At 69.7% G+C, this 22775-nt stretch carries 21 protein-coding genes and 2 pseudogenes; 11 read left to right on the top strand and 12 right to left on the bottom strand.

Translation table 11 applies throughout. The features are described from left to right. Positions 1-52: 52 nt before the first annotated feature. On the bottom strand, positions 53-178 hold the full coding sequence (locus tag IE260_RS42700; RefSeq protein WP_268254970.1) for a hypothetical protein: 126 nt from the start codon (positions 176-178) through the stop codon (positions 53-55). Positions 179-249: 71 nt separating this feature from the next. Here IE260_RS42700 and IE260_RS35080 point away from each other — a divergent pair, with 71 nt between their 5' ends. Continuing rightward, the gene (locus tag IE260_RS35080) at positions 250-579 is read left to right on the top strand and encodes a contact-dependent growth inhibition system immunity protein (protein WP_229881618.1); all 330 of its coding nucleotides are present in this window, start codon (positions 250-252) and stop codon (positions 577-579) included. A gap of 236 nt (positions 580-815) precedes the next feature. On the opposite strand, the gene IE260_RS35085 is transcribed toward IE260_RS35080, so the two are convergent. Continuing rightward, entirely contained in the window at positions 816-2276 is a 1461-nt protein-coding gene (locus tag IE260_RS35085; protein ID WP_373303451.1) for an aldehyde dehydrogenase family protein, read from the bottom strand. Between IE260_RS35085 and IE260_RS42705 the strand changes: the two genes are divergently transcribed. Continuing rightward, the gene (locus IE260_RS42705; RefSeq protein ID WP_268254971.1) at positions 2197-2364 is read left to right on the top strand and encodes a hypothetical protein; all 168 of its coding nucleotides are present in this window, start codon (positions 2197-2199) and stop codon (positions 2362-2364) included. The genes IE260_RS35085 and IE260_RS42705 overlap by 80 nt on opposite strands. On the opposite strand, the gene IE260_RS35090 is transcribed toward IE260_RS42705, so the two are convergent. The 3 genes from IE260_RS35090 to IE260_RS35100 all read right to left on the bottom strand — a co-directional run bounded on the left by IE260_RS35090 (position 2351) and on the right by IE260_RS35100 (position 4594). Further along, positions 2351-2641, bottom strand: a complete 291-nt coding sequence (locus tag IE260_RS35090) for an aldehyde dehydrogenase family protein (protein ID WP_189879384.1) — start codon at positions 2639-2641, stop codon at positions 2351-2353. The two genes, IE260_RS42705 and IE260_RS35090, sit on opposite strands and share 14 nt — an antisense overlap. A 155-nt stretch (positions 2642-2796) precedes the next feature. Next, positions 2797-3819 (bottom strand): alcohol dehydrogenase catalytic domain-containing protein, encoded by a 1023-nt coding sequence (locus IE260_RS35095; protein ID WP_189879386.1) that lies wholly within the window; start codon positions 3817-3819, stop codon positions 2797-2799. Between the two features lie 49 nt (positions 3820-3868). Further along, positions 3869-4594 carry a hypothetical protein gene (locus IE260_RS35100; RefSeq protein ID WP_189879388.1) on the bottom strand — a complete coding sequence of 242 codons (726 nt, stop codon included), beginning with the start codon at positions 4592-4594 and terminating at the stop codon, positions 3869-3871. 1055 nt (positions 4595-5649) lie between these two features. Here IE260_RS35100 and IE260_RS35105 point away from each other — a divergent pair. Then, positions 5650-6531, top strand: coding sequence for an IS5 family transposase (locus tag IE260_RS35105; RefSeq protein WP_189879439.1), 882 nt, complete (start codon positions 5650-5652; stop codon positions 6529-6531). A 77-nt stretch (positions 6532-6608) separates the two neighbouring features. Next, entirely contained in the window at positions 6609-6920 is a 312-nt protein-coding gene (locus IE260_RS35110) for a hypothetical protein (protein WP_189879390.1), read from the top strand. Here the strand turns inward: IE260_RS35110 and IE260_RS35115 are convergent. From IE260_RS35115 to IE260_RS35135, 4 genes are all read right to left on the bottom strand, one after another. Then, positions 6917-7486 (bottom strand): TetR/AcrR family transcriptional regulator, encoded by a 570-nt coding sequence (locus tag IE260_RS35115; protein WP_189879392.1) that lies wholly within the window; start codon positions 7484-7486, stop codon positions 6917-6919. The two genes, IE260_RS35110 and IE260_RS35115, sit on opposite strands and share 4 nt — an antisense overlap. A 566-nt stretch (positions 7487-8052) precedes the next feature. Continuing rightward, entirely contained in the window at positions 8053-8691 is a 639-nt protein-coding gene (locus tag IE260_RS35120) for an alpha-galactosidase (RefSeq protein ID WP_308434724.1), read from the bottom strand. Positions 8692-9359: 668 nt separating this feature from the next. Next, a complete protein-coding gene (locus tag IE260_RS35125) occupies positions 9360-10613 on the bottom strand; it encodes a M14 family zinc carboxypeptidase (protein ID WP_189879394.1) in 1254 nt (417 codons plus the stop codon). 1200 nt (positions 10614-11813) lie between these two features. After that, complete coding sequence (locus IE260_RS35135; RefSeq protein ID WP_189879397.1) at positions 11814-12104, bottom strand: hypothetical protein; 291 nt, start codon at positions 12102-12104, stop codon at positions 11814-11816. A gap of 859 nt (positions 12105-12963) precedes the next feature. Between IE260_RS35135 and IE260_RS35140 the strand changes: the two genes are divergently transcribed. Continuing rightward, on the top strand, positions 12964-14523 hold the full coding sequence (locus IE260_RS35140; RefSeq protein ID WP_189879441.1) for a M4 family metallopeptidase: 1560 nt from the start codon (positions 12964-12966) through the stop codon (positions 14521-14523). A 120-nt stretch (positions 14524-14643) separates the two neighbouring features. On the opposite strand, the gene IE260_RS35145 is transcribed toward IE260_RS35140, so the two are convergent. Further along, positions 14644-14964, bottom strand: coding sequence for a transposase (locus IE260_RS35145; protein WP_189879399.1), 321 nt, complete (start codon positions 14962-14964; stop codon positions 14644-14646). Between IE260_RS35145 and IE260_RS35150 the strand changes: the two are divergent. After that, positions 14890-15564: pseudogene (locus tag IE260_RS35150) on the top strand (MMPL family transporter); the annotation flags it as partial. The gene IE260_RS35145 and the pseudogene IE260_RS35150 overlap by 75 nt on opposite strands. Positions 15565-16146: 582 nt before the next feature. Here the strand turns inward: IE260_RS35150 and IE260_RS35155 are convergent. Continuing rightward, complete coding sequence (locus tag IE260_RS35155) at positions 16147-17004, bottom strand: LysR family transcriptional regulator (RefSeq protein ID WP_189879401.1); 858 nt, start codon at positions 17002-17004, stop codon at positions 16147-16149. Between the two features lie 92 nt (positions 17005-17096). Here IE260_RS35155 and IE260_RS35160 point away from each other — a divergent pair, with 92 nt between their 5' ends. From IE260_RS35160 to IE260_RS42160, 3 genes are all read left to right on the top strand, one after another. After that, entirely contained in the window at positions 17097-17414 is a 318-nt protein-coding gene (locus tag IE260_RS35160; protein ID WP_189879403.1) for a hypothetical protein, read from the top strand. Continuing rightward, positions 17411-18169 carry an SDR family NAD(P)-dependent oxidoreductase gene (locus tag IE260_RS35165; RefSeq protein ID WP_189879405.1) on the top strand — a complete coding sequence of 253 codons (759 nt, stop codon included), beginning with the start codon at positions 17411-17413 and terminating at the stop codon, positions 18167-18169. The genes IE260_RS35160 and IE260_RS35165 overlap by 4 nt, the downstream gene beginning before the upstream one ends. 844 nt (positions 18170-19013) lie before the next feature. Next, entirely contained in the window at positions 19014-19616 is a 603-nt protein-coding gene (locus tag IE260_RS42160) for an alpha/beta hydrolase (RefSeq protein WP_229881619.1), read from the top strand. 453 nt (positions 19617-20069) lie between these two features. Here the strand turns inward: IE260_RS42160 and IE260_RS35175 are convergent, their stop codons facing one another. Continuing rightward, positions 20070-20735: an RNA polymerase sigma factor gene (locus IE260_RS35175; protein ID WP_189879409.1), complete on the bottom strand. Its 666-nt coding sequence runs from the start codon at positions 20733-20735 to the stop codon at positions 20070-20072. 432 nt (positions 20736-21167) lie between these two features. Between IE260_RS35175 and IE260_RS35180 the strand changes: the two genes are divergently transcribed. Together IE260_RS35180 and IE260_RS42165 are read left to right on the top strand one after the other, a co-directional pair. Then, positions 21168-22238 (top strand): alpha/beta hydrolase, encoded by a 1071-nt coding sequence (locus IE260_RS35180; RefSeq protein ID WP_229881621.1) that lies wholly within the window; start codon positions 21168-21170, stop codon positions 22236-22238. Between the two features lie 339 nt (positions 22239-22577). Then, positions 22578-22775, top strand: a pseudogene (locus IE260_RS42165) (integrase core domain-containing protein); the annotation flags it as partial.

The following is a 22775-nucleotide window of genomic DNA, read 5'->3' on the forward strand; positions in this document are numbered from 1 at the left end:
ACGGCAACCGCCCCGGCCGGCCACTGCACCGCCGGTCAGAGCGTCACCGACATCAGCATGGCGGCAGGACCGCCGCCTGCCCCAGGATGTCGCACAGGATCCCGTCGACGCTCGCCGCGGCGTTCACGCTCGCCGCCATCGCGAGGAACATCACGGCGGACACGACGCGCACCAGCATTGCGGCATCGACCTCGCCGAGCCGCCCATCACGGCTGAGGACGGCGGCGATGTGCCCATCTGGTTCGCAGGGTGCACGGGCTGCGGCGCGTTCCACCGAGTGAACTCGGTCCGGCGGACCTGCGCACCCTCATCTCACAGCAGGTAGCACTGCCGTTCGTCCTTCCCCTCGCGGTACGCGCACTGCTTGAGGATCCGCTGCTGGAAGTCTCCTTCTACGAAGGAGACCTGCTGCTCGCCGCTGTCAACGCCCCGGCCTCCGCCTGGTCCCAGTTGCCTGACCTCAGGGCGCGGCTGTGCACCGTGATCACCATGCTGCCTGAGGCAGCGCTCACTGATCTGCCCCGCGGTAGCGCAAAGGCGCTCCATCGTTTCGTCGCGCAGCCCGAAGCACTTCGCTGACCTGTGAGAGAGCAGCGGGAGAGGGAACTGCCTGCGTCGCGGTGAGCAGGTGCAGGACGGGCTTTCGCATCGAGCTACTGCGTGCCGGGTCCCCGCCCCGGGTGGTTCAGCGGGCCGTAGGCCGTCCGGACCGGGTCGCCTGGGTGAGGGCTGCCGGCGCAGTGGTGAGGCGGGCGGCAGGAGAGCCGCGCGTTCGGCTGCGGTCCTCGCCCGGAACGACGGACACCTGACGGCTGTCAGCCGTCGAAGCGGATCCACTTGACGTCGGATTCCGGGATGGCCTGCAGAGCGCTGCGGTGTGTGGCACCGGCCCACAGGTCGAACTTGCCGTCGTCCACGGCGTCGCCGACGTACAGGACGAGTCCTGGTGCGACGTAGAAGCGGGTGTGGGCCTGGGGCCAGAAGGGTCGCAGAGGGACCCGCTGCAGAGGTGCGGTGAGCTGCTGGACCTGACGGTCGCTGAGGCTGTCGGCGAGGCCCACGTAGTGGGCGCTCATGGCGGCTTCGAAGAGGGAGAACTGTAGGAGGAAGCCGCTGAGCGGCTCCTGTTCGGCTATCGGCTTCTCGTCGAACTCGCAAAACCAGACGGCCGGATCGTCCTCCGGTTCGTCCAGGGTCCATGGCAGGCCCCAGTAGAAGCCTCCCTGGTTCTCGACACCGAATACCAGCAGCGCTCCCAGAGGGTCGGTGAGGACTTCGTGCCAGGGCAAGATGTGGTTGTGGCGTCCGAGCACGTCCGGCCGTTGTTCGGCCGGCAGGTACAGCTGCTGCAGGCTACCGGGCAGCGACCGCGACCCGGCCGGCACGGATGACGGGTGCTGTGGCTGCTCGACGGCCGGGTACCAGCCGGTGACGAACTGCTCGAGCGCTACGGCCCGGTCCTCGTTGACGTGCTCCAGCCACCCCAAGTCCGGCAGGTCCGGTGCAGGCCGCGGGGGGCGAACCCGTTCCAGAACTGGCCTGCTCAGTCGTGTGTGGATCCGCAGCAGGCAGCTCTCGAGCACGGGCTCGCCGCCGCCCGCCGGTCGCGTGGTTTCCGCGTGCCTGAGCCGGCCCGTGCCCAGATACAGCAGTCCCTCGGCGAGGCGGACGGCCAGGTGGGTCGGCAGCGACGACTCATCGGCACCCCACGCCTCCGGCCCGCCCAGCAGTCGCTTGGTCACCGGAGCGGGTGCCGGACCGACCTGACGGACTTCCTCGGCGCTCCACACGCCGCTGTGCCCCAGCGCGTCGCCTGCCACCGTGATGACCGCGCTCCCCGACGGGCCCAGCAGCACGATCGCCCCGCCGACGGTGAAGCGTTGCGTGTCGGCCGGACCTCCCGCGAGTGCCTCGATCTCTGCTTCTTCGACGAGCGCCCACAGTTCGGTCGTCGCAACGCCATCAGTCATGGGCGGCATTCTCTCCGGTTCGGCATCACTGCGCTGTGGACAGACTGCAAGGCAGCCTTCGCATCCGGAGGCGTATGGGACGCGCGGGACCGTCATCCCTTGGGTGACCAGGTAGGACCGATCCCGCGGCCGCCGGGCACGATGTTGACGACGCCGGGGGGGAAGGCCGGCCCGATGACGGCTTCGGCGAGGACGCCGGTGTCCAGACCGCGTCCACGAGGGCTTCATGACCACGGTGCAGCCTGCCGCGAGTGCGGACGCGAGCTTGAAGAACGCCAGGACCTCAGGGAAGTTCCACAGCGTGATCGCGGTGACCACGCCGAGGGGCCTGCGGGTGAAGAGCGTCTCGCCGCGCAGGTCGTCCGACGGCCTCTGCATGATCATCGACGCGTAGAACCGCGCAGGAGCTTCTCGGGCACGGAGCCCTCGGACGACTTCGCGGTGTTGATCGGCATACCCACCTGGGCCGAGACGAGCTCAGTGGTGCGGTCCGAACGCACCGCAAGAGCATCGGCCAGTCGCAGCATCGCCGCCGCCCGGTCCTCTGGCGCCCAGTGTGCCCAACCGCTCGGGTGGTCGAACGCGCGCCTGGCCGCTGCCACGGCCGCGTCGACGTCCCGCGTCGACGCCGCCGGCACGCTGCCGATCGGCCGGCCGTTGGCCGCAGTCACCTCGATGCGGTCCGGGGTTGCCGGTGCCTGCCACGCGCCGTCGATGAGGAATTTGTCCTACTCAGCTATGTCCATCGTCTTGATCTCCGTACACAAAGTTGGGTGTCACATGCTGTGCGGGGTGTTTCCGCCCGACCCCGCCGCACTCGGCCGTGTCAGCGACCGACCTCGAGCACCATCCGGAAGCGCGCGTCGCCGGACATCATCCGTGCGTACGCCTCTCCGGCCCGCTCCAAGGGCACGGTCTCGACCATCGGGCGGATGCCGTGGGCGTGAGCGAAGCCGACGTTGTCCTCGTTGTCGCCAGGCGTGCCGGTCAACGAGCCGACGATCGAGCGGGCACCGAAGATGAGCGGCATGGTGGCCACCTCGATCGGGTCCTGCGCCACGCCCACGACGACCAGCTGCCCGCGGACGGCAAGCCCCCCGACCAGCGGCGACATCGAGGCGCCACTGCTGGCGGTGGCGAGAACGACCCTGGCACCACCCAGTTCCTGCAGCGCCTGCCCAGGGTCGCCCTCGGCGGAGTCGATGTAATGATGCGCCCCGAGCCGAAGCGCGAGCTCCTTCTTGCCCCGACCACGCGCGATCGCCGCCACCTGGAACCCCAAGGCGCGCGCGTACTGGATCCCGAGGTGTCCCAGGCCGCCGATGCCCTGGACGGCGACGAGGTCGTCCGTGCGCGCGGCCGAGGTCATCAGCGCATGATGCACCGTCAGGCCAGCACACATCAGCGGGGCCAGCTCGGCCGCCGGTATGTCGTCCGGCACCGCGACGAGACCCGACGTCCGGGCCGTGAGGTACTCGGCGTACCCACCCTGCTGACTGTCTCCCAGCACCGGTTGGTCGGTGCAGTACACGAAGTCCCCGCGACGGCACATCGCGCACACACCGCAGTGCCCGCCAAGGTAGCCCACACCGACCCGCTGCCCGACACGCCAACCGGAAACGCCGTCACCGACCGCGTCGATCCGGCCGATGACCTCGTGCCCGGGCACCACGGGTACACCGGACGGCCGACTGCTGGTCATGTTCATGATCCCGGCCACGTCGCTGTGGCAGACCCCGCACGCCTCGACCGCGATCCGGACCTGCCCCGGCCCCGGCTGTTCGAGCGCTCGCTCCACGACGGTGAATCCACCGTCAGCGCTCGCCTCGACGGCTCGATAGCCGCTCACGACGTCCTCCTGTCCTCGTCCGGGCGTTGCCGGACTTCCGTCCGCCGCTTCACGAGACCGTGATGTCGGTGAGATCGATGGAGATGATCACCGGTTCGGCGACCTTCTGGTTGTGCTCGTCGGTGAGGTGCACCGAGCGCCTGGTCGGGAAGACGAGCCCGCCGAACGTCCGGTGCTCCCACGTGTAGTGCGCCGAGTCGCGGTCGGCGGCACCGAACACGTCGGGCCGGTAGTCATGGCGCCGGATGAGGCCCTTGGCGTCGACGTAATAGGTCTGCACCCGGCTGTGGGTCGCAATGCGGTCGGGGAAGGTCACCTGCAGGCGCCGCCAGGTCTCGCCGTTCTCCTCCCACGGCTCGATCTCCGTGGCGGTGAAGCCGGGCTCGGCGAAGACGAAGGGCTCCGTCAGATAGGTCCACATGGCATACCCGGCGAAGTACGCCGCCTGCAGACGATCCCACGGCGTCTCAAGCGTGTGCCCGGCGAAGGACTCCCGCGGCTGGATACGCTCCTCCGCCACCCGGCCGTCGAGGGACTCGATCGCGACCCTTTCGGGGGTGTACGCCGCGCGCAGCCCGCGCCCCGCGAAGGGCGCGAGGGTGGCCGACTGCCGGTGCGGGTCAAGGGAGATGCTGTACCGGTCGAGCACCCCAGGCTGGCCCTTGAGGCCCCACAGTGCGCCGCCGGCCTGCACCTCGGCCGTGATTCGAGTGGCGGAGCGCCAGCGGTCGAGGCCGCCGTGGGCGGCGATGACGGTGTCGAGAAGGTCAGACATGAGGGGCTCCTCCTAGTTCCAGCCAGCCCAATATGACCGGTCGTCTTAGACGCTAAGGGTCGACCGGCCCAAAGGCAAGAGACGCCCTCATCGAAACACGGTGGGCTGCGACGACTGGGCCGCTCGCCCCTGCCGATCTTCCGGTTCACGACTGAGCCGCACATCGGTCGTCCGGCCGGGCTCACAGGTGCTCGCCCCGGTTTCGCGGCGCGGTTGGCGCGGATGGACCCGCACCGGCGACGGATACAGGAGCACCGCCGGCCCAGGGCGTGTGTGCGGGGATTCACGTCCCGGGCCTGGCGGCGCGGAAGCCTGCGCGCGCCGGGCGGGGGTGGGTATGTTGCGGACGGGGAGCGTCCGCGCGTCGACGGGGACCCGCTCCGTCGGCTCCCTGAATGGATCACCGCCGTACGCGGTGACCGGCGTACGCCCCCGGCAGGGCTCGGTGCGTTGTGGGATCTCTCGATCACCGACAGCCCGCTGGCGAACCTGAGCCCGTTGGCGGGGCTTCGGGGCTGGACAGGCTGTTCGCCTTTCGCACCAAGGTGACCGATCCGGGCTCGTCGGCCGGCATTCCCACGCTTCAGCGGCTGGCGCCGGCGGGATTCCCGCTGCGGGACCTGTCCGTGGGCACGACATTGCCCGCGCCGCACCACGCGAACCTGCGCGACACCCGATCGCCGGCCTCGGCGGACTCGGCGCCCGGTACCGCAGGTGACGTTCGAGAAGACGACTGACGCGACGAGAAGCCCGCGGCGGGTCGGCCCATGCGTCGACACCCGGCCAACCGACGCAGGCCTCGTCGGAATTCCGCGCCACCGACGACTTCGCCCGCAAGTGGGAGTCTGACGCCGGCGCTCGTCGCCGCCGCGAGGTCGCCGCAGTCCAGGGCCATGACTTGTCGCGGCTGGTTCGTCCGATCCGTTGCCGTTGGGGATGTTCAGCAGCCGCAGGATGAACAGCACCGGGTGCACGACGCCGGCTCCTGGCTGATATTGCTAGGGCATGTCCGGTGGGTCCTGTGACTGACCGGCTTGCGGATCGTTCCGGTCCACATGGGGCGGGGTGACCTCTCGGATGAGGAGTGGGGACGGCTGGAGCCGCACCTACCGAAGAACGTCGGACGGGGCGGACGTTGGAAGAGCCACCGCAGGGTGATCAACAGGATCCTCTTTCGGCAGCGCACAGGAATTCCATGGCGCGATCTACCGTCCCGGTTCGGGAAGTGGAAGACGGCGCACGACAGGCATCGACGCTGGTCAGCGGACGGCACGTGGGAAAGGATCCTGTGGGCCGTCCAGGCCGACGCCGACAAGGCAGGTCGAATCGACTGGAGCATGGTCAGCGTGGACTCCACCTCCTGCCGCGCCCATCAGCATGCGGGCGGCGCACGCGTCGCCGCACCGCGTATCCCCGGCAGGCGTAGTGGCCCGAGGCACCACCGTGCAGACGAGGCCCTGGGACGCTCCAGGGGCGGCCTCACCTGCAAGATCCACCTTGCTGGCGAAGGCGGATGCCGTCCTCTGGCCTTCCTCATCACACCGGGCCGGTGGGGCGATGCTCCGCAGTTGATCCCAGTTCTTGATCACATCCGGGTGCCGCGCCCGAGAGGCGGGCGCCCCCGCACCAGGCCGGACCACCTGGGCGGCGACAAGGCATATCCCTCCCGCCGCAATCGCCGCTACCTGCGGCGACGGCAGATCAAGCACACCATCCCAGCACCGAAGAACCAGCGTTTCCACCGCAGGAGTCGAGGCATCAGGGGCAGCCGACCCGTTGGCTTCGATAAGGAGAAGTACAAGCGCCGTAACGAAGTCGAGCGGACGATCAACGCCCTGAAGAGCTTCCGGGCGGTGGCCACGAGGTACGACAAGCGGGCATACGTCTCCCATGGCACCGTCGCCCTCGCAGCGATTCGCCTCTGGCTACGTGCATGAGACATGGCATACGAGCCCCCGGCCCCGATCAATACTCCGTCGCCACCCTCAACCACATCCAATAGAGTGCTGAAGGCATGACGGCTCTTAAGGTCTTCAGCTTCGTGCGCCACGTCGATGGCCTCCGCTACCACTTCGAGACCGACGGCGAGCGCAATGGCCGGCCCGCCTATCGCCGAACCGACGGACAGGTGTGGTGCGTTTGGGGGCCAGAGGACGGCTGGCACTGCGAGATCGCCGGCGGCCTCGTCACCGCCTACCCCGTCAACAGCCTCGGCAACGAGCCTGAGCCTCCTGCCACCGTCTGGCGCAGCTTCAAGAACGACCGCTCCTACCTCTACGACCTGCGCCCCACTGAGCCACGGCGCGACTCATCGGACACGCCCTAGACGACAAGCGAGTCGAAGACGTCGAAGAAGCCGTCCAGGGGAGCCCGGCTTCGGGTCACCTTCGCCCGCAACACCGCACCTTCCCACCCGTCGACGAGAAACTGCCCGAGCTGTCCGGGCGTGAGGGCGCTCGTGAGGGCGCCGGCCGCACGCGCTTCTTCCAGGACCCGTGTGACAGCGTCGGTCCAAGCGCTCAGCCGGGCATCGACCTTGCCGCGCATGGCGTCCGTCTGGTTCGACAGCTCCGCCCCGAAGTTCCCGAACATGCACCCACGCCCGTAGGAGAAGCGCTCCAGATCCGCGGCGAGGTACTCGAAATGGGCGCGCAGCCGTGACACGGGCGCCAGGTTCTCGTCCCGCAGCATCTCCAACCTGCGGGAGGCGGCGTAGCGGTCCATGACCTCGCCGGCAAGGGCTTCCTTGTTCTCGAAGTGGTTGTACACCGACCCCTTGGGAATACCGGCCGTGCGGGCGATGTCCTGGATCCCTGTGCCGTTGAAGCCGCGCTCGTGGAAACACTCCATGGCGGCCTCGACCAACTGCTCACGAACGCTGGGCCTGGGCATTCAAGCTCCCTTTCTCTCACCCAGAAGAATATGAACGGTCGTCTTGAACGTCAATCGGACGATCCAAGAACGGTTGCAGCGGGCCGCTCGCTTCTGGGGCCGACGGCCGCGATTCCACCAGGCACGCTCGCCGGTCCGCGGCCGTCACACGGCCTCGCTCGCCGCCGCGAGGTCCGCCCGGCCACAGCGCGGCGAGACGTTGTCGGCACCCGCCCATAATCGACTCCCCCTCGCCCGGCGCGGCACCGGAATCCCTGCATCACCGGCCCGGACGTCGCGCCCGCGTCGACCGGCGCGCACCCAGTCCCGGCCCCGCCGGCACGGCTCGGCCCCGGCCCGGGCCGGCTCCTCCTCCTCCTCCTCCTTCTGCGCCGCCGGCCGAGCACCCGCACCCGGTCTCGGGCGAGTCCGCCCCGTGACACTCGGCCACGAAATGTCCGGCACGGTGTACGCAGCGGACGATGGCGTCAAGTTCGGCCTAGCCGCAGCCCTGCGCGCCGGGTCGGTGCCGCCCTGCGGATCCGGGCCGAGCCGTTCCGACCCGCTCCGAGCCGACTCGGCGCCGGTCAGTCCTCCCGCCTGGCGTCCGCGGCCCGTACCAGATGCACGGCCGTACTCGACCAGTCGCCGCTCGGCAGCCCGAGCCGCAGACCGTACGCCTCCAGGACGGCGGCGTGATGGACGGCGCCCATGCGCGCGTCCCGGTAGCGGGCGCCCGCGGTGAGGCCGCGCAGTCGCACCGGTGCGTCCGGCACACCCCGGCCCGGGCCGCGCCGCCACGCCAGGACCAGCGTCTCGGCCCCGTCGCCGGCGGCGTACTGCACCACGATGGGACCGTCGCCACGCGGTCCGGCCGGCCGGTACAGGGAGCCGTGCTGCACGAGGTGGCGCACCCTCTTGTACTCGGCGACCAGCGCCGCGCCCTCGGCGAGTTCCTCCCGGGTCCAGCGGTTCAGGTCGCCCCCGATCCCGAGCAGTCCGGCCATCGCCGCGTGGAAGCGGTACCGCAGCGGGACCGTGCGGCCGGTGAACTGGTTGGGCACGTCGGTGACCCACGCGGACATCACCCGGGCCGGCAGCACCTGGCCGAATCCGTCCTGGATGACCAGCCGGTCCACGGCGTCGGTGTTGTCCGACGTCCACGCCTGGTCCGTCCGGCGCAGGATGCCGAGGTCAGCGAGCGCCCCCCTCCCCCGCCGCTGCACGTCTCCACGCGCAGCCCGAGGTGGTCGGCACGCAGTCGGTCCAGGACGCCGTACAGGTTGCGTACGTAGGCCGTCCACCGCCGGTCGTGGCCGTCGGGCCGCCTGGACCAGCCGGCCTCGCGCCCATCGCTTGCAGTAGTTGACGTGCGTTGCCGGCCCGCCCGATGCGCGGAGGCCCCGCCGACGTGCAACGCCACACAGGACCGCCCGATCCCCCGGCCGGACACCGCACCCGCCCACGCGGCATCGGGGCGGCCGCGTCTTCTGGACGTCGGCGACTTCCTGGTGGTCGTAACGGCAGCATCGAAGACCTCCCGTCCGCGATCCGCGACCGCGGCAGCTCCATCCGCAACAAGTCCTGCCGCATCGCCCGCATCTACGAGAAGCGCAACCACGCCGGCCGCTGGGTGTGCGTCACCCGCAGCGGCGGCTCCATCCACGACCTGCGCGGCTACAACCTCAACGACCAGACCCGCTCCCTCAAGATCAACCGCAACGACTGCGGCTCACCCACACCCCCGGCAGTGCCCTGCCCCTCGGATAACGCAGACCCTCCTGGGCCAGGCCGCCGCGGAACAGACGTGGTACCGCGGCAGGTCGGGAACCCGCCGCGGGCCGAGTCGCTGCCGTGGGTCATGTGCCTGCGCACGGGACCCGTTCCACCATGGTCAGTCCGCCGTGGTCTCCCACCCGTAGTCCGGCAGCTTGAAGAAGTCGTCCCCGTCGACCTGGTCGGCGCTGCCCGTGGCCAGGCCCGTCATCAGGGACTCCACTCCGGTACGTACGGACTGGACGAACATGCCGCGCTGCTGCTGTCCCAAGTCGTCCTGCTGTCCGCGGACTTCGAAGAGGACTGTGCCGGTTCCGTTGAGGGCGAAGGCGGAGCGGCCCTGGCCGGCATATTCGCGCGCGTCGGGGTGGAGATAGCGGCCGACCGCGGCGAGCCTCGACTGCTCGCCGTATGCGCCGGCGATGCCATTAGCCACCGTGAGCGCATAGCGGCGGGACTTGTCCTGGTCCAGCTTCGGCCACTGCTTCTTGTACTTGGCCCCGTCGTTCACGCCGAGCGGCGGGTAGTCCAGCGAGACCGAGATCAGCTTGCCGTCCTGAGGGCCGCCCGTGATGCTCTCGCAGGGACCCATGTGGTGCAGATCGATGAAGGCATCGACAGATCCCTTCTCATTGCGCATCTTCACATACGTGTCACGGATCGCTCGCGACTCGGGGGAAAGGAAGAAGCCGGCGTCGGTCTGCGTGCCGGGGAGGTCGGAAGCTCGCGGGACGTAGTTCAGATCCGGGTTGAAGTCCCGGTTGAGGTCATAGCCGGGCTGGTCGATGCCGTCACCCCTGAGGCTGTGGTACCAGGCCCGCGGTGCCCCGGCCAACTGGGGGAACTGCGCGACGGTCTGGTCCCAGGAGCGTACGTTGATACGACGGTTGAGCTCGCCGCCGTCCGGGTTCACCATCGGCATGGCGACCAGGGTGACCTTGCTGAGGAGTTCGGCGGTCTCCGGACCAGAGCCCGAACCGAGCTCCTTGAGGATGCCGATGAGGGCTTCCGTGCCCGTGCGCTCGTTGCCGTGAATGGCGCTGGTCACCATCAGGACACGGGGGCCGGTGCCCACTCGCGCGGCCCACAGTTCGCGGCCCTGGGTAGTGCGCCCGGCGACCTCGACCTGCACCCGGCCCTTGCTGGTCTTCTCGATCTGCTTCAGTGTGGCGCCCAGTTGAGCATGGTCGGTCCAGCCAGACCAGGACGGATCGTCAGAGATCTTGCAGCTGCCCGGCTCGCTTTCGGCAGCCGTGACCGTGGCGGCGGCCGGTGAAGTGACCAGTACGGAGCCGAGGGCGGCGGAGGCCGCGACGGTGGCAACGGCTGTGCGTAGCGCTCGCGAACGGGTGCTCTGCGGGTAGGTGCGCATGGGGCGGGCTCCTCACGACGTTACGGCCGGGACCGGCGTGGGGGGCGGTCGGGATCATGCTGACCTGTGGGTCAAGGCAAGGTCAATGGGGCGTAGATGAATGCCCATGCAGGCGAGGGGCCCCGAGGGCCGGGAGTCGCGGTGGTGAAGAGAGCAGGATGTGGGCGCCCGCTCACGAGCTCGTGCACGGTAGGCGGTGAGACGTCGAGGGTTTCGGTGGGGCTCAGTGTTCACCTCTGCTGTGCCCCAGGGACCAGGTCCTCGGCTTGCTGATGGGACAGCAGGCCGGCGACGGCTTGGACGATGTCGGTCCACTGCTCGTGGCGTCCCAGATGAACCGCCCTGGGTTCGGTGGAGGCTCTATGCGTTGACTCCAGCCTCCGGTTGGGGCTGGTGTTGAGCGTGGCTGCCCGCGTCGGAGTGATGCATCAGCCCTGAACCGGCCGGGGTGCCCGCTCGGTCGCGGCGCCACAAGGCCATCGTCGACAGCAGCGCGTACCGCACCGGCCCCGCCGCCGCCCGCAGGTCCGAGGGGTACTCCTTCGCCGCCCGCGCGCCAGGCCGCGACCAGCTTCTCCGACACGTCCGCGAACAGCTCCGGCGGAAGCCGGAGCCCACGCACCAGCTGGAGCTTGTTCACCTCCGCCAGCAGGCTGTCCAGCCCCAGCGCATCCGGGTCCGCCTTCAGCTCGGTGAAGAAGGTGCCCCCGCCGCCCGCCCTCTCCTCATCCGCGTCGGCTTCCTCGGCGATCAGGTCGTCCAGCCGGGACCGGGTCATCGCCGACAGCCGATCCACGGTGGCCGCACAGAACCGCTCCTCGAAGACCAGACCCGCTCCCTGAATATCAACCGCAACGACTGCGGATGACCCGCACCCCGGGCGGTGCCCTGCCCCTCAGGCAGGGCACCGCCGGACTGTCCAGTGGTCACGGTCTCACGGCTCGACCGCCCTGCCGGGACGCGCAGGCGGGGAGCGTCCGGGGACGGGGGTGATGTCACTGTCAGGACAGGCCTCCGCAAGAGCGTTGAGCGCGTCCAGCTTCGCGGTGTCGACGGCCAGGCCCCAGGACAGCTTGATGGGTACCCAATACGTGAGGTACCGACAGCGCGCGGACTCGACGGGCAGCCACTCGGCGACGACCTGGTCGGCCTTCTGCCGGTTGGAACGCTGGCTTCCCGCCTCCAGGTGCCGGAGGTCGTTCAGGTAGTTGAGTAGGCGACACGCTTGTCCCGGGCCCAGAACTTGGCCGCGGAGTCCCATGCCTCGGCAAGCGGGACAACGTGGTCGATGTCGGTGGCCGTGACGGGCTGGTCGTCGTACCAGGAATACCAAGTGCCCCCGACAGGGGGCGGGGTGACAGCCCCCGCGAGCAGGACCTCCTGCCGGGTGTTGCAGCCGTCACGGTCGGCGTCGAACCAGCCGGAGCCGAACTCCCGGGCATGGTCGTATGCTCCGACCAGTCCGTGACAGGCGTGATGAGCCGCGGACATGTCGTCAGCCGCCGTAGACATACGCACAGTTGCCGACGGGGATGTCGGCGGGGAGCACGGAGGGCTTGCGGGCCTGGTCGGGGGCGGGGTTGTCGCATCGTGACCGTGGTCGGGTCGTCGCGGTCGGTGGTGCTGAGGATGGATGGAGGTGGCGGGGACCGGCTGGCGGTGGCGGTGCCGGCGCAGTGCCCGATGGCCACCACCGAGCAGATGCATCAGCAATGGTCGTCGGCTCACGATGTCCCCAGTGATGTTGGCCGTTTCGCCGCAGCAGCGGGACGCTGTGCAGATCGGCGGACGTCGAGCAGGCGGGGCGCCGGTCTCAGAGACCCGCAACTCATCGGGATCGCGATCAGGCTGGACCGGCATCCCGATCCGGCCGACCCGACCCGTGGATCGGTCTGCTGATGGTGAACGCGCACAGGCACCGCGCGGGACGCGGGTGGCAGTTGGCCCGGCTGCTGGAGGACCGTTTCCGCCGGGCGGGCGTACGGGTGTGAAGCCGGCCGTCCTCAAGAACAATCGGGCCGACTTCGCCCTCTGGAGCGAACTCGGTTACCGGGTGATCGACCGGCGCAAGGACCGTCAACTCGGGTGTTCCTGTGCGGTCATGCGTAAACGGCTGTCAAATGAAGGACAGTTGACCGGATAGCGAACATTGGCATGCACCTTCCGGACATGATTTGGTCAAGAAGTTGACCGGCATCTGTCAAACGATGCCTGCTTCTTGGGAGTCTCGCGGCCACCCCTCGCATCTTGAGACCCAAGGAGATCCAGAGTGACCGCGAAGTCCGCCGCTCCGGGCACCACCCCCCGTAAGACCGTCGTCCGTGCCGCCGCCCTGGCCGCCTCCGCGGCGATGGTCGTCGTCGGTGTGCAGGCCGGCAGCTCCTCCGCCGCCGACCGTGCGGCCGGCGCCACCGCACTGCCGCTGAGCGCCTCACAGCGTGCCGCCGCCATCAAGGCCGCCCAGGCCGACGCGGGCGCCGCCGCCGAGCAGATCGGCCTGGCCCCCCAGGAGAAGCTGGTCGTCCGCGACGTCATCAAGGACGCCGACGGCACCGTCCATACCCGCTACGAGCGCACCTACCAGGGCCTGCCGGTCCTCGGCGGCGACCTCGTCGTCCACAAGACCAAGGACGGCAAGCTCAAGAGCGTCAACAAGGCGACCTCCGCGAAGATAGCCGTCACCTCCACCGACGCCACCGTCTCCGCGGCCACCGCCAAGAAGGACGCGGTCGCCGCCTCCGAGGCCGCCGACAACGCCAACGCCTCGGCCGCCGCCCCGCGCAAGGTCATCTGGGCCGCCGGCGGCAAGCCGACCCTCGCCTACGAGACCGTCGTCCACGGTCTCCAGCACGACGGCACCCCGAGCGAGCTGCACGTCATCACCGACGCCAACACCGGCAAGAAGTTGTACGAGTTCGAGACCATCGACACCGGCTCCGGCACCGGCGTGTACTCCGGCAACGTCACCGTCGGCACCACCCCGAACGGCTCCACCTTCGACCTGAACGACGGTGCCCGCGGCGGCCACAAGACGTACGACCTCAACGGCGGCACCGCCGGCACCGGCACCCTCTTCAACGACGCCGACGACGTCTGGGGCAACGGCTCCCCGTCCAACGACCAGTCCGCGGCCGTCGACGCCCACTACGGCGCCGCCCTGACGTGGGACTTCTACAAGAGCGAGCTGGGCCGCAATGGCATCGCCAACGACGGAAAGGCCGCCTACTCCCGCGTCCACTACGGCAACGCCTACGTGAACGCCTTCTGGAACGACAGCTGCTTCTGCATGACCTACGGCGACGGCATCAACAACGCCAACCCGCTGACCTCCATCGACGTGGCCGGCCACGAGATGACCCACGGCCTGACCTCCAAGACCGCGGGCCTGCGCTACAGCGGTGAGTCCGGCGGCCTGAACGAGGCCACCTCCGACATCCTGGGCACCTCCGTCGAGTGGTTCGCCAACAACTCCAGCGACGCCGGTGACTACCTCATCGGGGAGGAGATCAACATCCACGGTGACGGCACCCCGCTGCGCTACATGGACAAGCCCAGCAAGGACGGCAACTCCGCCGACTACTGGTCGAAGTCCGTCGGCCGCCTCAACGTCCACTACTCGTCCGGCCCGGCCAACCACTTCTTCTACCTTCTCTCCGAGGGCAGCGGCGCCAAGACCATCAACGGCGTCAGCTACGACTCGCCGACCTACGACGGCCAGCCCGTCAGCGGCATCGGCCGGGTTGCGGCGTACAAGATCTGGTACAAGGCCCTGTCGACCTACATGACCTCCACCACCGGCTACTCCGGCGCCCGTACCGCGACCCTCTCCGCCGCGACCGACCTGTACGGCGCGGGCAGCCCGGAGTACAACGCGGTCAACGCCGCCTGGGCCGCCATCAACGTGAAGTGACGGGTTTCCCCTTCCCGTAGAGCCAGGTGTCCCACAGGGCCGTGAGGTCCTTGCCCGCCCTCGCCTCCACGCACGACCTGAAGTCGTCCGTGGAGGCGTTGGCACATCGGTGGTCCTGCGTCAAGCCCCGGACGATACGGACGATCTTCTCTGGGACGGTGTGTGCGATGCCGCGCCTGCGCAGTAGGCGCGGAGGCCGCGGGAGCTGTAGGCCTTGTCCGCGATGACCTGTTCGGGTCGGCAGCGTGGCCGGCCAAGGCCGATGCGAGGGACGCGGATCCGTTGCAGCAGGGTACGGGCGCAGATGCTGTCGTGACGTTGGCACGGCGTCACGAGGATCGCCAGGGGACGCCCGCGGCCGTCGCAGGCGAGGTGGATCCGATGGGCGCCCTCGGCGGCGGCACCACCGCCGAGAACCTCGACACCCAGCGGGCCACCCACCGCGATCTGACCACAGTCATCCCCATCGTGCTCCTGGTCGTCCTGACGGCTCTGATGTGGCTGCTGCGGGCGCTTGTCGCGCCGCTGCTGCTCCTGGCCACCATGGTGCTGTCGTACTTCGCCGCCCTCGGCGCCTCGAACCTGCTCTTCGAACAACTGCTGGGATTCGCGGGCGTCGACTGGTCGATCCCGCTCATGGGCTTCGTGTTTCTGGTGGCCCTCCGTATCGACTACAACATCTTCCTGATGCACCGCGTGAAAGAGGAAGCCGGACGTTTCGGCCACACCCGCGGTGTCCTGGAGGGCCTGACCAGCACCGGAGGCGTCATCACCTCCGCCGGCATCGTCCTCACCGCCACCTTCGCCGTCTTCGCCGGGCTGCCCCTGGTGACCATGGCCCAGATGGGCGTCCTCGTCGGCATCGGCGTCCTGCTGGACACCTTCCTCGTGCGCACGGTCCTCGTCCCGGCCCTGGCCCTCGACCTGGGCCGCTGGTTCTGGTGGCCGGGCAGGCTCTTCCACCGCCTCGCCCGCGGCGAACGGGACAGGCCGGCAAGCCCGGCGACCACGACCGCCACACCGGCCCATGATCCGGCCTGATACCGCGCGCTGCCCGCCGGGGCGTTCCCGGCGGACAGCGTCCGGGCGCTTCCCTCCCCGCTGGTCGCAGCCGGCCCCGGCCCAGGTCGTTCTGGCGACGGGATGCGGACCGCGATGGCCTTCGCCAGACGGTCCGCCTCACTCGACAGCGGCCCGGACGTGCGTCACCCCCGTCCGGGCCGTACGCCGGGCAGGGCCGACGGAAGAAGGGTGTGATCGTGGAGGGTCCCTCGTTCCCGTCTCCACGCGGGCGACGACGCGCGGGTTCAGCGGTTGCCCCGCCCAAGAATCCGCGGACCCACGCGCTTCCGACCGTGCAATGTCCAAGGTCCGCAACGGCGAACGCGGCCGCGGCGGAGTCGAGCGGCGCTGTCGGCCTCGGCGCCCGCCCCCGCCGTGAGGGCGAGCCCGGCCGGGCCTGGCTGGAGGAGCCCTGCACACGGCCGGAGCACGGGTCGTATCCCATGGCTCAGACCGCCGCCTTGTGCGGACCGTTCCCATGTGTTGCCGTTCGGCCGTCTCCGTCGAGATCCCGGCGGCCGCATCGCACTGCCTTCGGGTCGTGCGGAATCATCCGCATCCTCAAGTCGTCCCCGCAGCATCTACAGCGGCAGCGACGAAGGACGCGACCAGGCTGCGGCGGTCGTCCTGCGACCATGCGAGGACGAGTTCGCTGTTGGGGGCATCGGTTACGGGCCGGTAGACGAGGTCGGGGTGCATGGGCTGGGCCAGCGAGCGTGGCAAGATGGCGACGGTGCGTCCCAGCCTGATCATTTGCAGAGCTTCGGCCGCGTCCGTGACCTCGGGCCCCGGCCTGGCCTCGGGTGCTCCGGTCCAGCGCACGCCTTTCCAGCGTGGCAGTGTCTCCTGGGCGAGGTCAGCGAGAGTGACCTCTGAGCGAGAGGCGAGCCGGTGGTCCGGCGGCAGGATCGCGACACGTCCTTCGACCGTCAGGGTTTCGTGGTCCAGGCCGGTCATGTCGTCGAACGGCGCGTACAGCAGGGCGACATCGGCGCGGCCATCGCGGACGTAATCGGCGCGGTCGGTGGCTCCGCCGAAGAGGATGTCCACCTGGCGGGCGTCGGGCTGGCCGGCGTAAGCGGCCAGGATGCCGGACAGGAGGTTTGCGTCACCGCCGGGTTTGATCACCAGGCGCAGGTGGGCTTGCTGATCACCGGCCCGGCGGGCCTTCTCGGCAGCCGCGCTGACAGCGTTGAGGGCGTGCCGGCCATGGTGCAGGAGTGCTTCGCCGGCGGGGGTGAGGGCGACGTGCCTGCTGGAGCGCTCCAGTAGCTTCACTCCGAGCCGTGATTCCAGGCGCCGGATCGCTTTGGACAGGGCCGGCTGGGCGATCGCCAGGCAGGCCGCGGCGCGGCCGAAGTGCAGTTCCTCGGCGACGGCGACGAAGTACTCCAGTTCGCGGGTCTCTAGCTCAGCCATGCCACAAGAATATTGAGGTTCATTCCTGTCAGGCATTGAATGAAAACGGATAGGTCTTGGACGGGCACGGAAAATGCCTGTTCGCTGGAGACATGATTCACCACACGATGATCGTAGCGTTCGACAATCCGATTCCCGCAAGTGAGCTGGACCAGTACCTCAAAGAGTTCGCGGAGCTCGTGAAGGGATCCGGTCTGGTCGAGTCGGTCGCGGCCCGACATCACATCCGCGTCCCGGGCGACGACCACGCCCCGGTGGCCATCGCCAGCGCCATCCTGCAGCTGCGCGTGGCCGACCTCGATGCCTTGAACGCGACCTTCACCATGCCCGGGGCAGGCGACCTCATCAAGCGCTGGCAGGGCCGCCACCCGTACAAGGTGGTCTGGGTCAACCACGAGCCGCTGGCGTGAGCAGTTACGCCGGCAAGGCCGGTCTGGTCACCGGCGCCGGCAGCGGGATCGGGCGCGCCGCCGCGCTCGAGTTCGCCCGGCGCGGGGCCGCGGTCGCTGTGCTCGACCTGGACGAGGGCAACGCCCGCCGGACCGTGGGGCTGATCGTGAAGGAGGGCGGCCGGGCTGAGGCCGTAGCCGTCGACATCGGCGATGAGCAGTCCGTGCAGCGGGCAGTGACTCAGGTCGTGGCAACGTTCGGCGGGCTCGACTTCGCGGTGAACAGCGCAGGAGTTCCCTCATATGACCGGGTTCTGACGGAGATGTCGGTCCAGGAGTGGGAGCGCGTGCTGCGAGTCAACCTGATCGGCACATGGCTGTGCCTGAAGTACGAACTGCCCGTGATGAAGCAACACGGCGGCGGGGCGATCGTCAACGTCGCCTCCAACGGCGGCCTGTACGCGATCCCCGGCGCCCCGGCGTATGTGGCCAGCAAGCACGGCGTCGTCGGCCTGTCCAAGGTTGCCGCCGTGGACTACGGGCCGGACAACATCCGAGTCAACGCGCTGTGCCCGGCGCTGACGAAGACTGCCATGTTCGACGGTGTCGTCGCTTCGGCCGGTTCGCGGATGGCCGAGCAGCAGGCGGCCGTGACCCCGCTCCGCAGGCTGGCGGAGTCCGAGGAGGTTGCAGCCGCGGCTGTGTGGCTGTGCTCGCCGGATGCCTCCTACGTCACCGGCACCGCCCTGTCGGTCGACGGCGGCCGCCGGGCTTGAGCGGGGCAACGGACGGCGGTGGGGGCCGGTGCCCGCACCCCCACCGCCGTTACCAGAGGGATCTGCGTTTCTCCAGCGGGCCAACGCCCCGGACTGCCAAGCAGGACATGGCCCTGCTCGGCCTGACCCACCCGGAGTGCAGCCTACAAGCCGGCCGGTGCGGCCGATCTGGCCCGCGACTTCAATGACGAGCTCGCCCGGACCGTCCGCGAACCACCCGATCAGCTTCACTGGGCTCGCCACCGTCACGCCGCAGGTCCCCGACGAGGCAGCGAAAGGGATCGAGCGTGCGATGGGCACGCTCGGCCTGCGCAGTCCGGATTCCCGACGGCACCTGCAACCCGGCCAGGGAACGCGCGTCTGTCATGACGAAGAGATGTGCGGCGCTCGCTCACCTGCGGGCCGGCACACGCGAACTGCTCGAAGACGGCAACCCCGGGCGCCGCACCCCCCTGAGCGGGACCACGTGCCGCACTCGGCGCCGCAGTCGGTGCCGCCCCAGGGCACTTCGGGCACCCGGCGAGAAAGGCAAGGACGAACAGTGAGAAGAGATCTTCGCGCGATTCTGGTCGTGCTGCTGTGCTTCGGTGCGTCGGCGGCATGCTCCTCCGGGCCCGATACGGTTCGTGCGCCGAGCTCCGCCCCCAGGCCGGCGGAGGCCGAACCGTCGACCGGCGAACGCTCGGCGCAGGACCGAGCCACACCGAACACCACCCGGCCGCCCGCGTCCTACACTCCCGGCTGGCCACACGAGACGGTCCGCAACAGCGCCGGCCACCTCGTCAACGCCTGTGTACCCAGCGCCCTGCGGGACAAGGTCACCACACTGACCACAAGTGACGGCGTGCATGTGTCTGCCCTCGAACTCGGCGGCGGTCCCGATGGGGTGCTGCTCGCCCACGAGCAGGGCTACAGCATCTGTTCCTTCCTCGGTATCGGCGAGGAACTCGCCTCCCGTGGCTATCACGTGATGATCCCGGAGTACCGCAATCACGGCGCCTCGGAAGAGGTGTCCGACAACGAGCACATCGCTCGGGACGCCCGTGCCGCCCTCGCCGAACTCAAGCGCCAGGGCGCCCAGCGTGTCTTCCTCGGAGGGGCGTCGTGCGGTGGCACCACCGCGGCGGTCGCCGGCGCCGAGGGCCGCTTGCCGGTGGTGGGCCTGCTCATCATGTCCTCCCCCGCCCGTTGCGGCGGCGACGGCGTGGCCGCGGTGAGGACCATCGACGCTCCCTCCATGTTCATCGTCTCGCCCGGCGACATGAACGGCGCCGTGGAGAAGCAGGTCCGTGAGCTGTACGTGGCCTCCGCCTCGAAGGACAAGAAGCTCGTCATCGATCGGAGCGGATTCCACGGGACCGACATGATCAGCAGGGGTCCCCAGGGTGCCGCACTGCACGACAGGGTGATCCGCTTCGTCGAGTCCGCCTACGCCCGCCGGCGGTGACGGCGCGACAGACACGGCGCGATCCACCCGGCAGGGCCGCCACGAGGACGAGGAACTACCTCGCGGCGGCGCCCGTGGGGCCGGGACCAGAACGCTCGGCCGGGCTGCCGGAGGGCGGTGGTGCGGGAGCGGGTGTCGCGGTCCCCGGACTCGGTGACGCCGTCGGGCCGGAACCACCGGTCGGGGAGACCGAAGGACCGGCCGGAACCACTGAAGGACCCCGCGACCGTTCGCCCGCGCCGTGCACGAGAAGGACGGCCACGGCCACCGCGGCCACCAGCCCGACGGCAGCCAGCACGGCCGGGCGAAGCCTGTGCCGCCGCGGCACGCCGCTCGACGACGGCGGTCGCGCCGGACGCAGATCCCCGGCACCGACGGTGTCGGCGCGCGCGGCCAGTGCCTCTCGCAGCACCTCCTCCAGCCGGTCCGGGCCGTGGTAGCCGGTCTGCCCGCTCATCCGGTTGCCTCCAGTTTCCTGCCCAGGGCGGCCAGCGCCCTGCTGGCCGTGGACTTCACCGCGCCACGCGACAGTCCGAGCGTTTCAGCGATCTGCGCTTCCGACAGATGAGACCAGTACCGCAGCACCAGCACCTCGCGCTGGCGTCGGGTGAGCGACCGCAGCGCCGCCAGCACCTCGCGGTGTTCTTCCTTCAGCAGCACGTCCTCGTCGGCCGGCGCAACGGTGACGGGCCGCTCCGGCACGTGGGCGCGTACGGTCCGGCGCCTGCGCAGGACCGAGCGCGCGCCGTTCACCACGCTGGTCCGCAGATACGCCTCGGGGTCGGCCAGGCCGGCGAGTGTGCCGCCATGACGGCGGAACACGGCCGTGAACGCATCCTGGACGACGTCCTCGGCGGTGGGAAGGTCGTCCACGAGGAGCAGGGCCAGACGCACGTAGTGGAGCCTGCGGTGTTGGTACAGACGGTTGAAGTCGGGCGTGATGTCGCCGTGACGTCCGCCGGACGCTGCCCGGGCCGGTCCGAGCGTGATGACGTGATCCCTGCTGTGCCGTGGCCCCTGGGGCAGTCTCAGCAGCAGTCCCGTCCAGTGCCGGCGGAGCCTGCCGGTGTCCGTACCGGCAGCCGCGGGTGAAGCCGTCGGCCAGGCGGCCGCGTTCATCGCCGACGTGTCCTCTCTCCGGCCGGTGCCCCGGCGCCGGACGGCCGCCGGAGCGCTCTCATGACGGTGGTGGCGTCGGGATTGGCCATGCGGTACCTCACAACGTGTCGGCGTGCGGAGGCGGTCTGCCTGCCCCCTCCGTGAGACGTCCACCCCCCGACGACGTTGCGGGTGCCGGGAAGAATATGGCGTCGCTCACACAGCACACCGGTACGGTGTGCCGCGTGCGGGCGGAAGGCGAGAACCCGGACACGCCGGAACCCCGGGCCGCGCAACCTCGGACCTCGCCGGGCGTCTGTCGGGATGAAGCCATCGTCCGGCGCCAGGCGGCTGCCTGCCGGCGTCACCGCTCACCGCTCACGGAGACCGTCCTTTACGCACAACGACACACCCACGGCTTCTCACCGCCTGCTTCGAGCCCGCACACTCGCCGTGTCCACGGCGGCCCTCTTCCAGTCGCAGGCCCTGGCGGGGAGCCCCGCGCCCGCCGCGCCCTCCAGCGCTCCGGCCCAGGGGCCGAGGGGCGTCTCCTCCGTCACCTACCACCTGGGTGACCGGGCCTATCGGCTGCCGGGAACCGGGGAACCGGTCGAGATCGCCGCGACCGTGCACTACCCGAAGGGTCTGGGCACCACGCCGCGGCCCCTCATCGTCCAGCTGCACGGCTGGCACGAGACCTGCGCGGACCGGACCGCAGCGGTGGCCCGCGACGCCGCCGAACAGGCCGGGGACTGGGACGCGTACGCGGCCGCCGGCCAGAAACTGTTCAGTTGGCCCTGCGGGCCAGAAACTGTTCAGTTGGCCCTGCGCCCCGGCACACGTCCCATCGCCAACGAGCGCGGCTACGACTACCTCGGCGAGGAACTGGCCGGCCACGGCTTCGTCGTGATGTCCATCCGGGCCAACGGCATCAACGCCTCGTCGGTGTGGGGCGACGCGAACGCCTCCGCACGGGCCGACCTGATCAACAAGCACCTCGCGCTGTGGCAGCAGCTCAACGCCTCGGGCCGTGGCGCTCTCGTCGGCGCGCTCCGCGACGCGGTCACGGACAAGCCGCAACGCGTCGCCTCCAGGCACCGCATCGACCTGAACAAGGTCGGCGCCATGGGCCACTCGCGCAGGGGCGGGGGCGTGACATGGCAGGCAGCCGATCGCCACAAGGTCCAGTGGCCCGCCGGAGTCACGGTCAGGGCGGTCATGGCGCTCGCCCCCGCCTACAACGTCATGACCGAGGACATGACCGCGTACGGGATCACGAAGGCGCCCGTGGCCGTGGTGCGGGGGACCTGCGACGGTCAGGTCGGCCGTGAGGCCTTCTCCTTCACCGCCGACGCGACGGACAAGAGTTCCGCCGGGTTCTACCGGTTCGAGATACACGGCGCGATCACAACTACTTCGACACACAGTGGTCGCCGGACAGCGGACAGGTCGCCGCCGGCGACGACGGCGACCACCCCGGCCAGTGCACCGTTCCCGGTGAGTCCGACTACGAGACCCAACTGACCGAAGCCGGCCGACGCCAGGTCGCCGCGGCCTACATCGACGCCTTCTTCCGGCGCCACCTCACCGGCGACAAGCGGTTCGATGCGATGCTGACCGGCAAGCGGCACCCCTGGCGGACATCGCCTCCGTCGACGTGGCGGCCGACCGGCGCTGACTTCGCGCTGTCCCCTCCCCCCGGCGGGTTCGTCCCGGGGGACACCCGCCATCAGACACGAGTACGGGTGCGAGCCGGGGTGCGGGTCAGTTGGCTGGTGTCGCCGTCCGCGGTGAACGGCCCGGAGCGCTACGGGGCCTGGGATACGGCTACTTCCACTCCGCCGTCGCATGCCAGAAGTTCCCCGTCCGCACTGCCCGTGGCCCAACGGGACGGTCGATCGGTGCAACCGCACCCTGCAGACCCAATGGGCCTACCGGAAGGTCTTCACCAGCAATGCCCAACGGGCGCGTACTCGCGCCCTGAACGACTTCTGCAACACTGGCCGCCGACGCACCGCACTCGGTGACCAGCCACCGATCAGCCGTGAAACATCAGGATGA

This window comes from Streptomyces viridiviolaceus, assembly GCF_014650995.1.
Classification (GTDB): Bacteria; Actinomycetota; Actinomycetes; order Streptomycetales; family Streptomycetaceae; genus Streptomyces; species Streptomyces viridiviolaceus.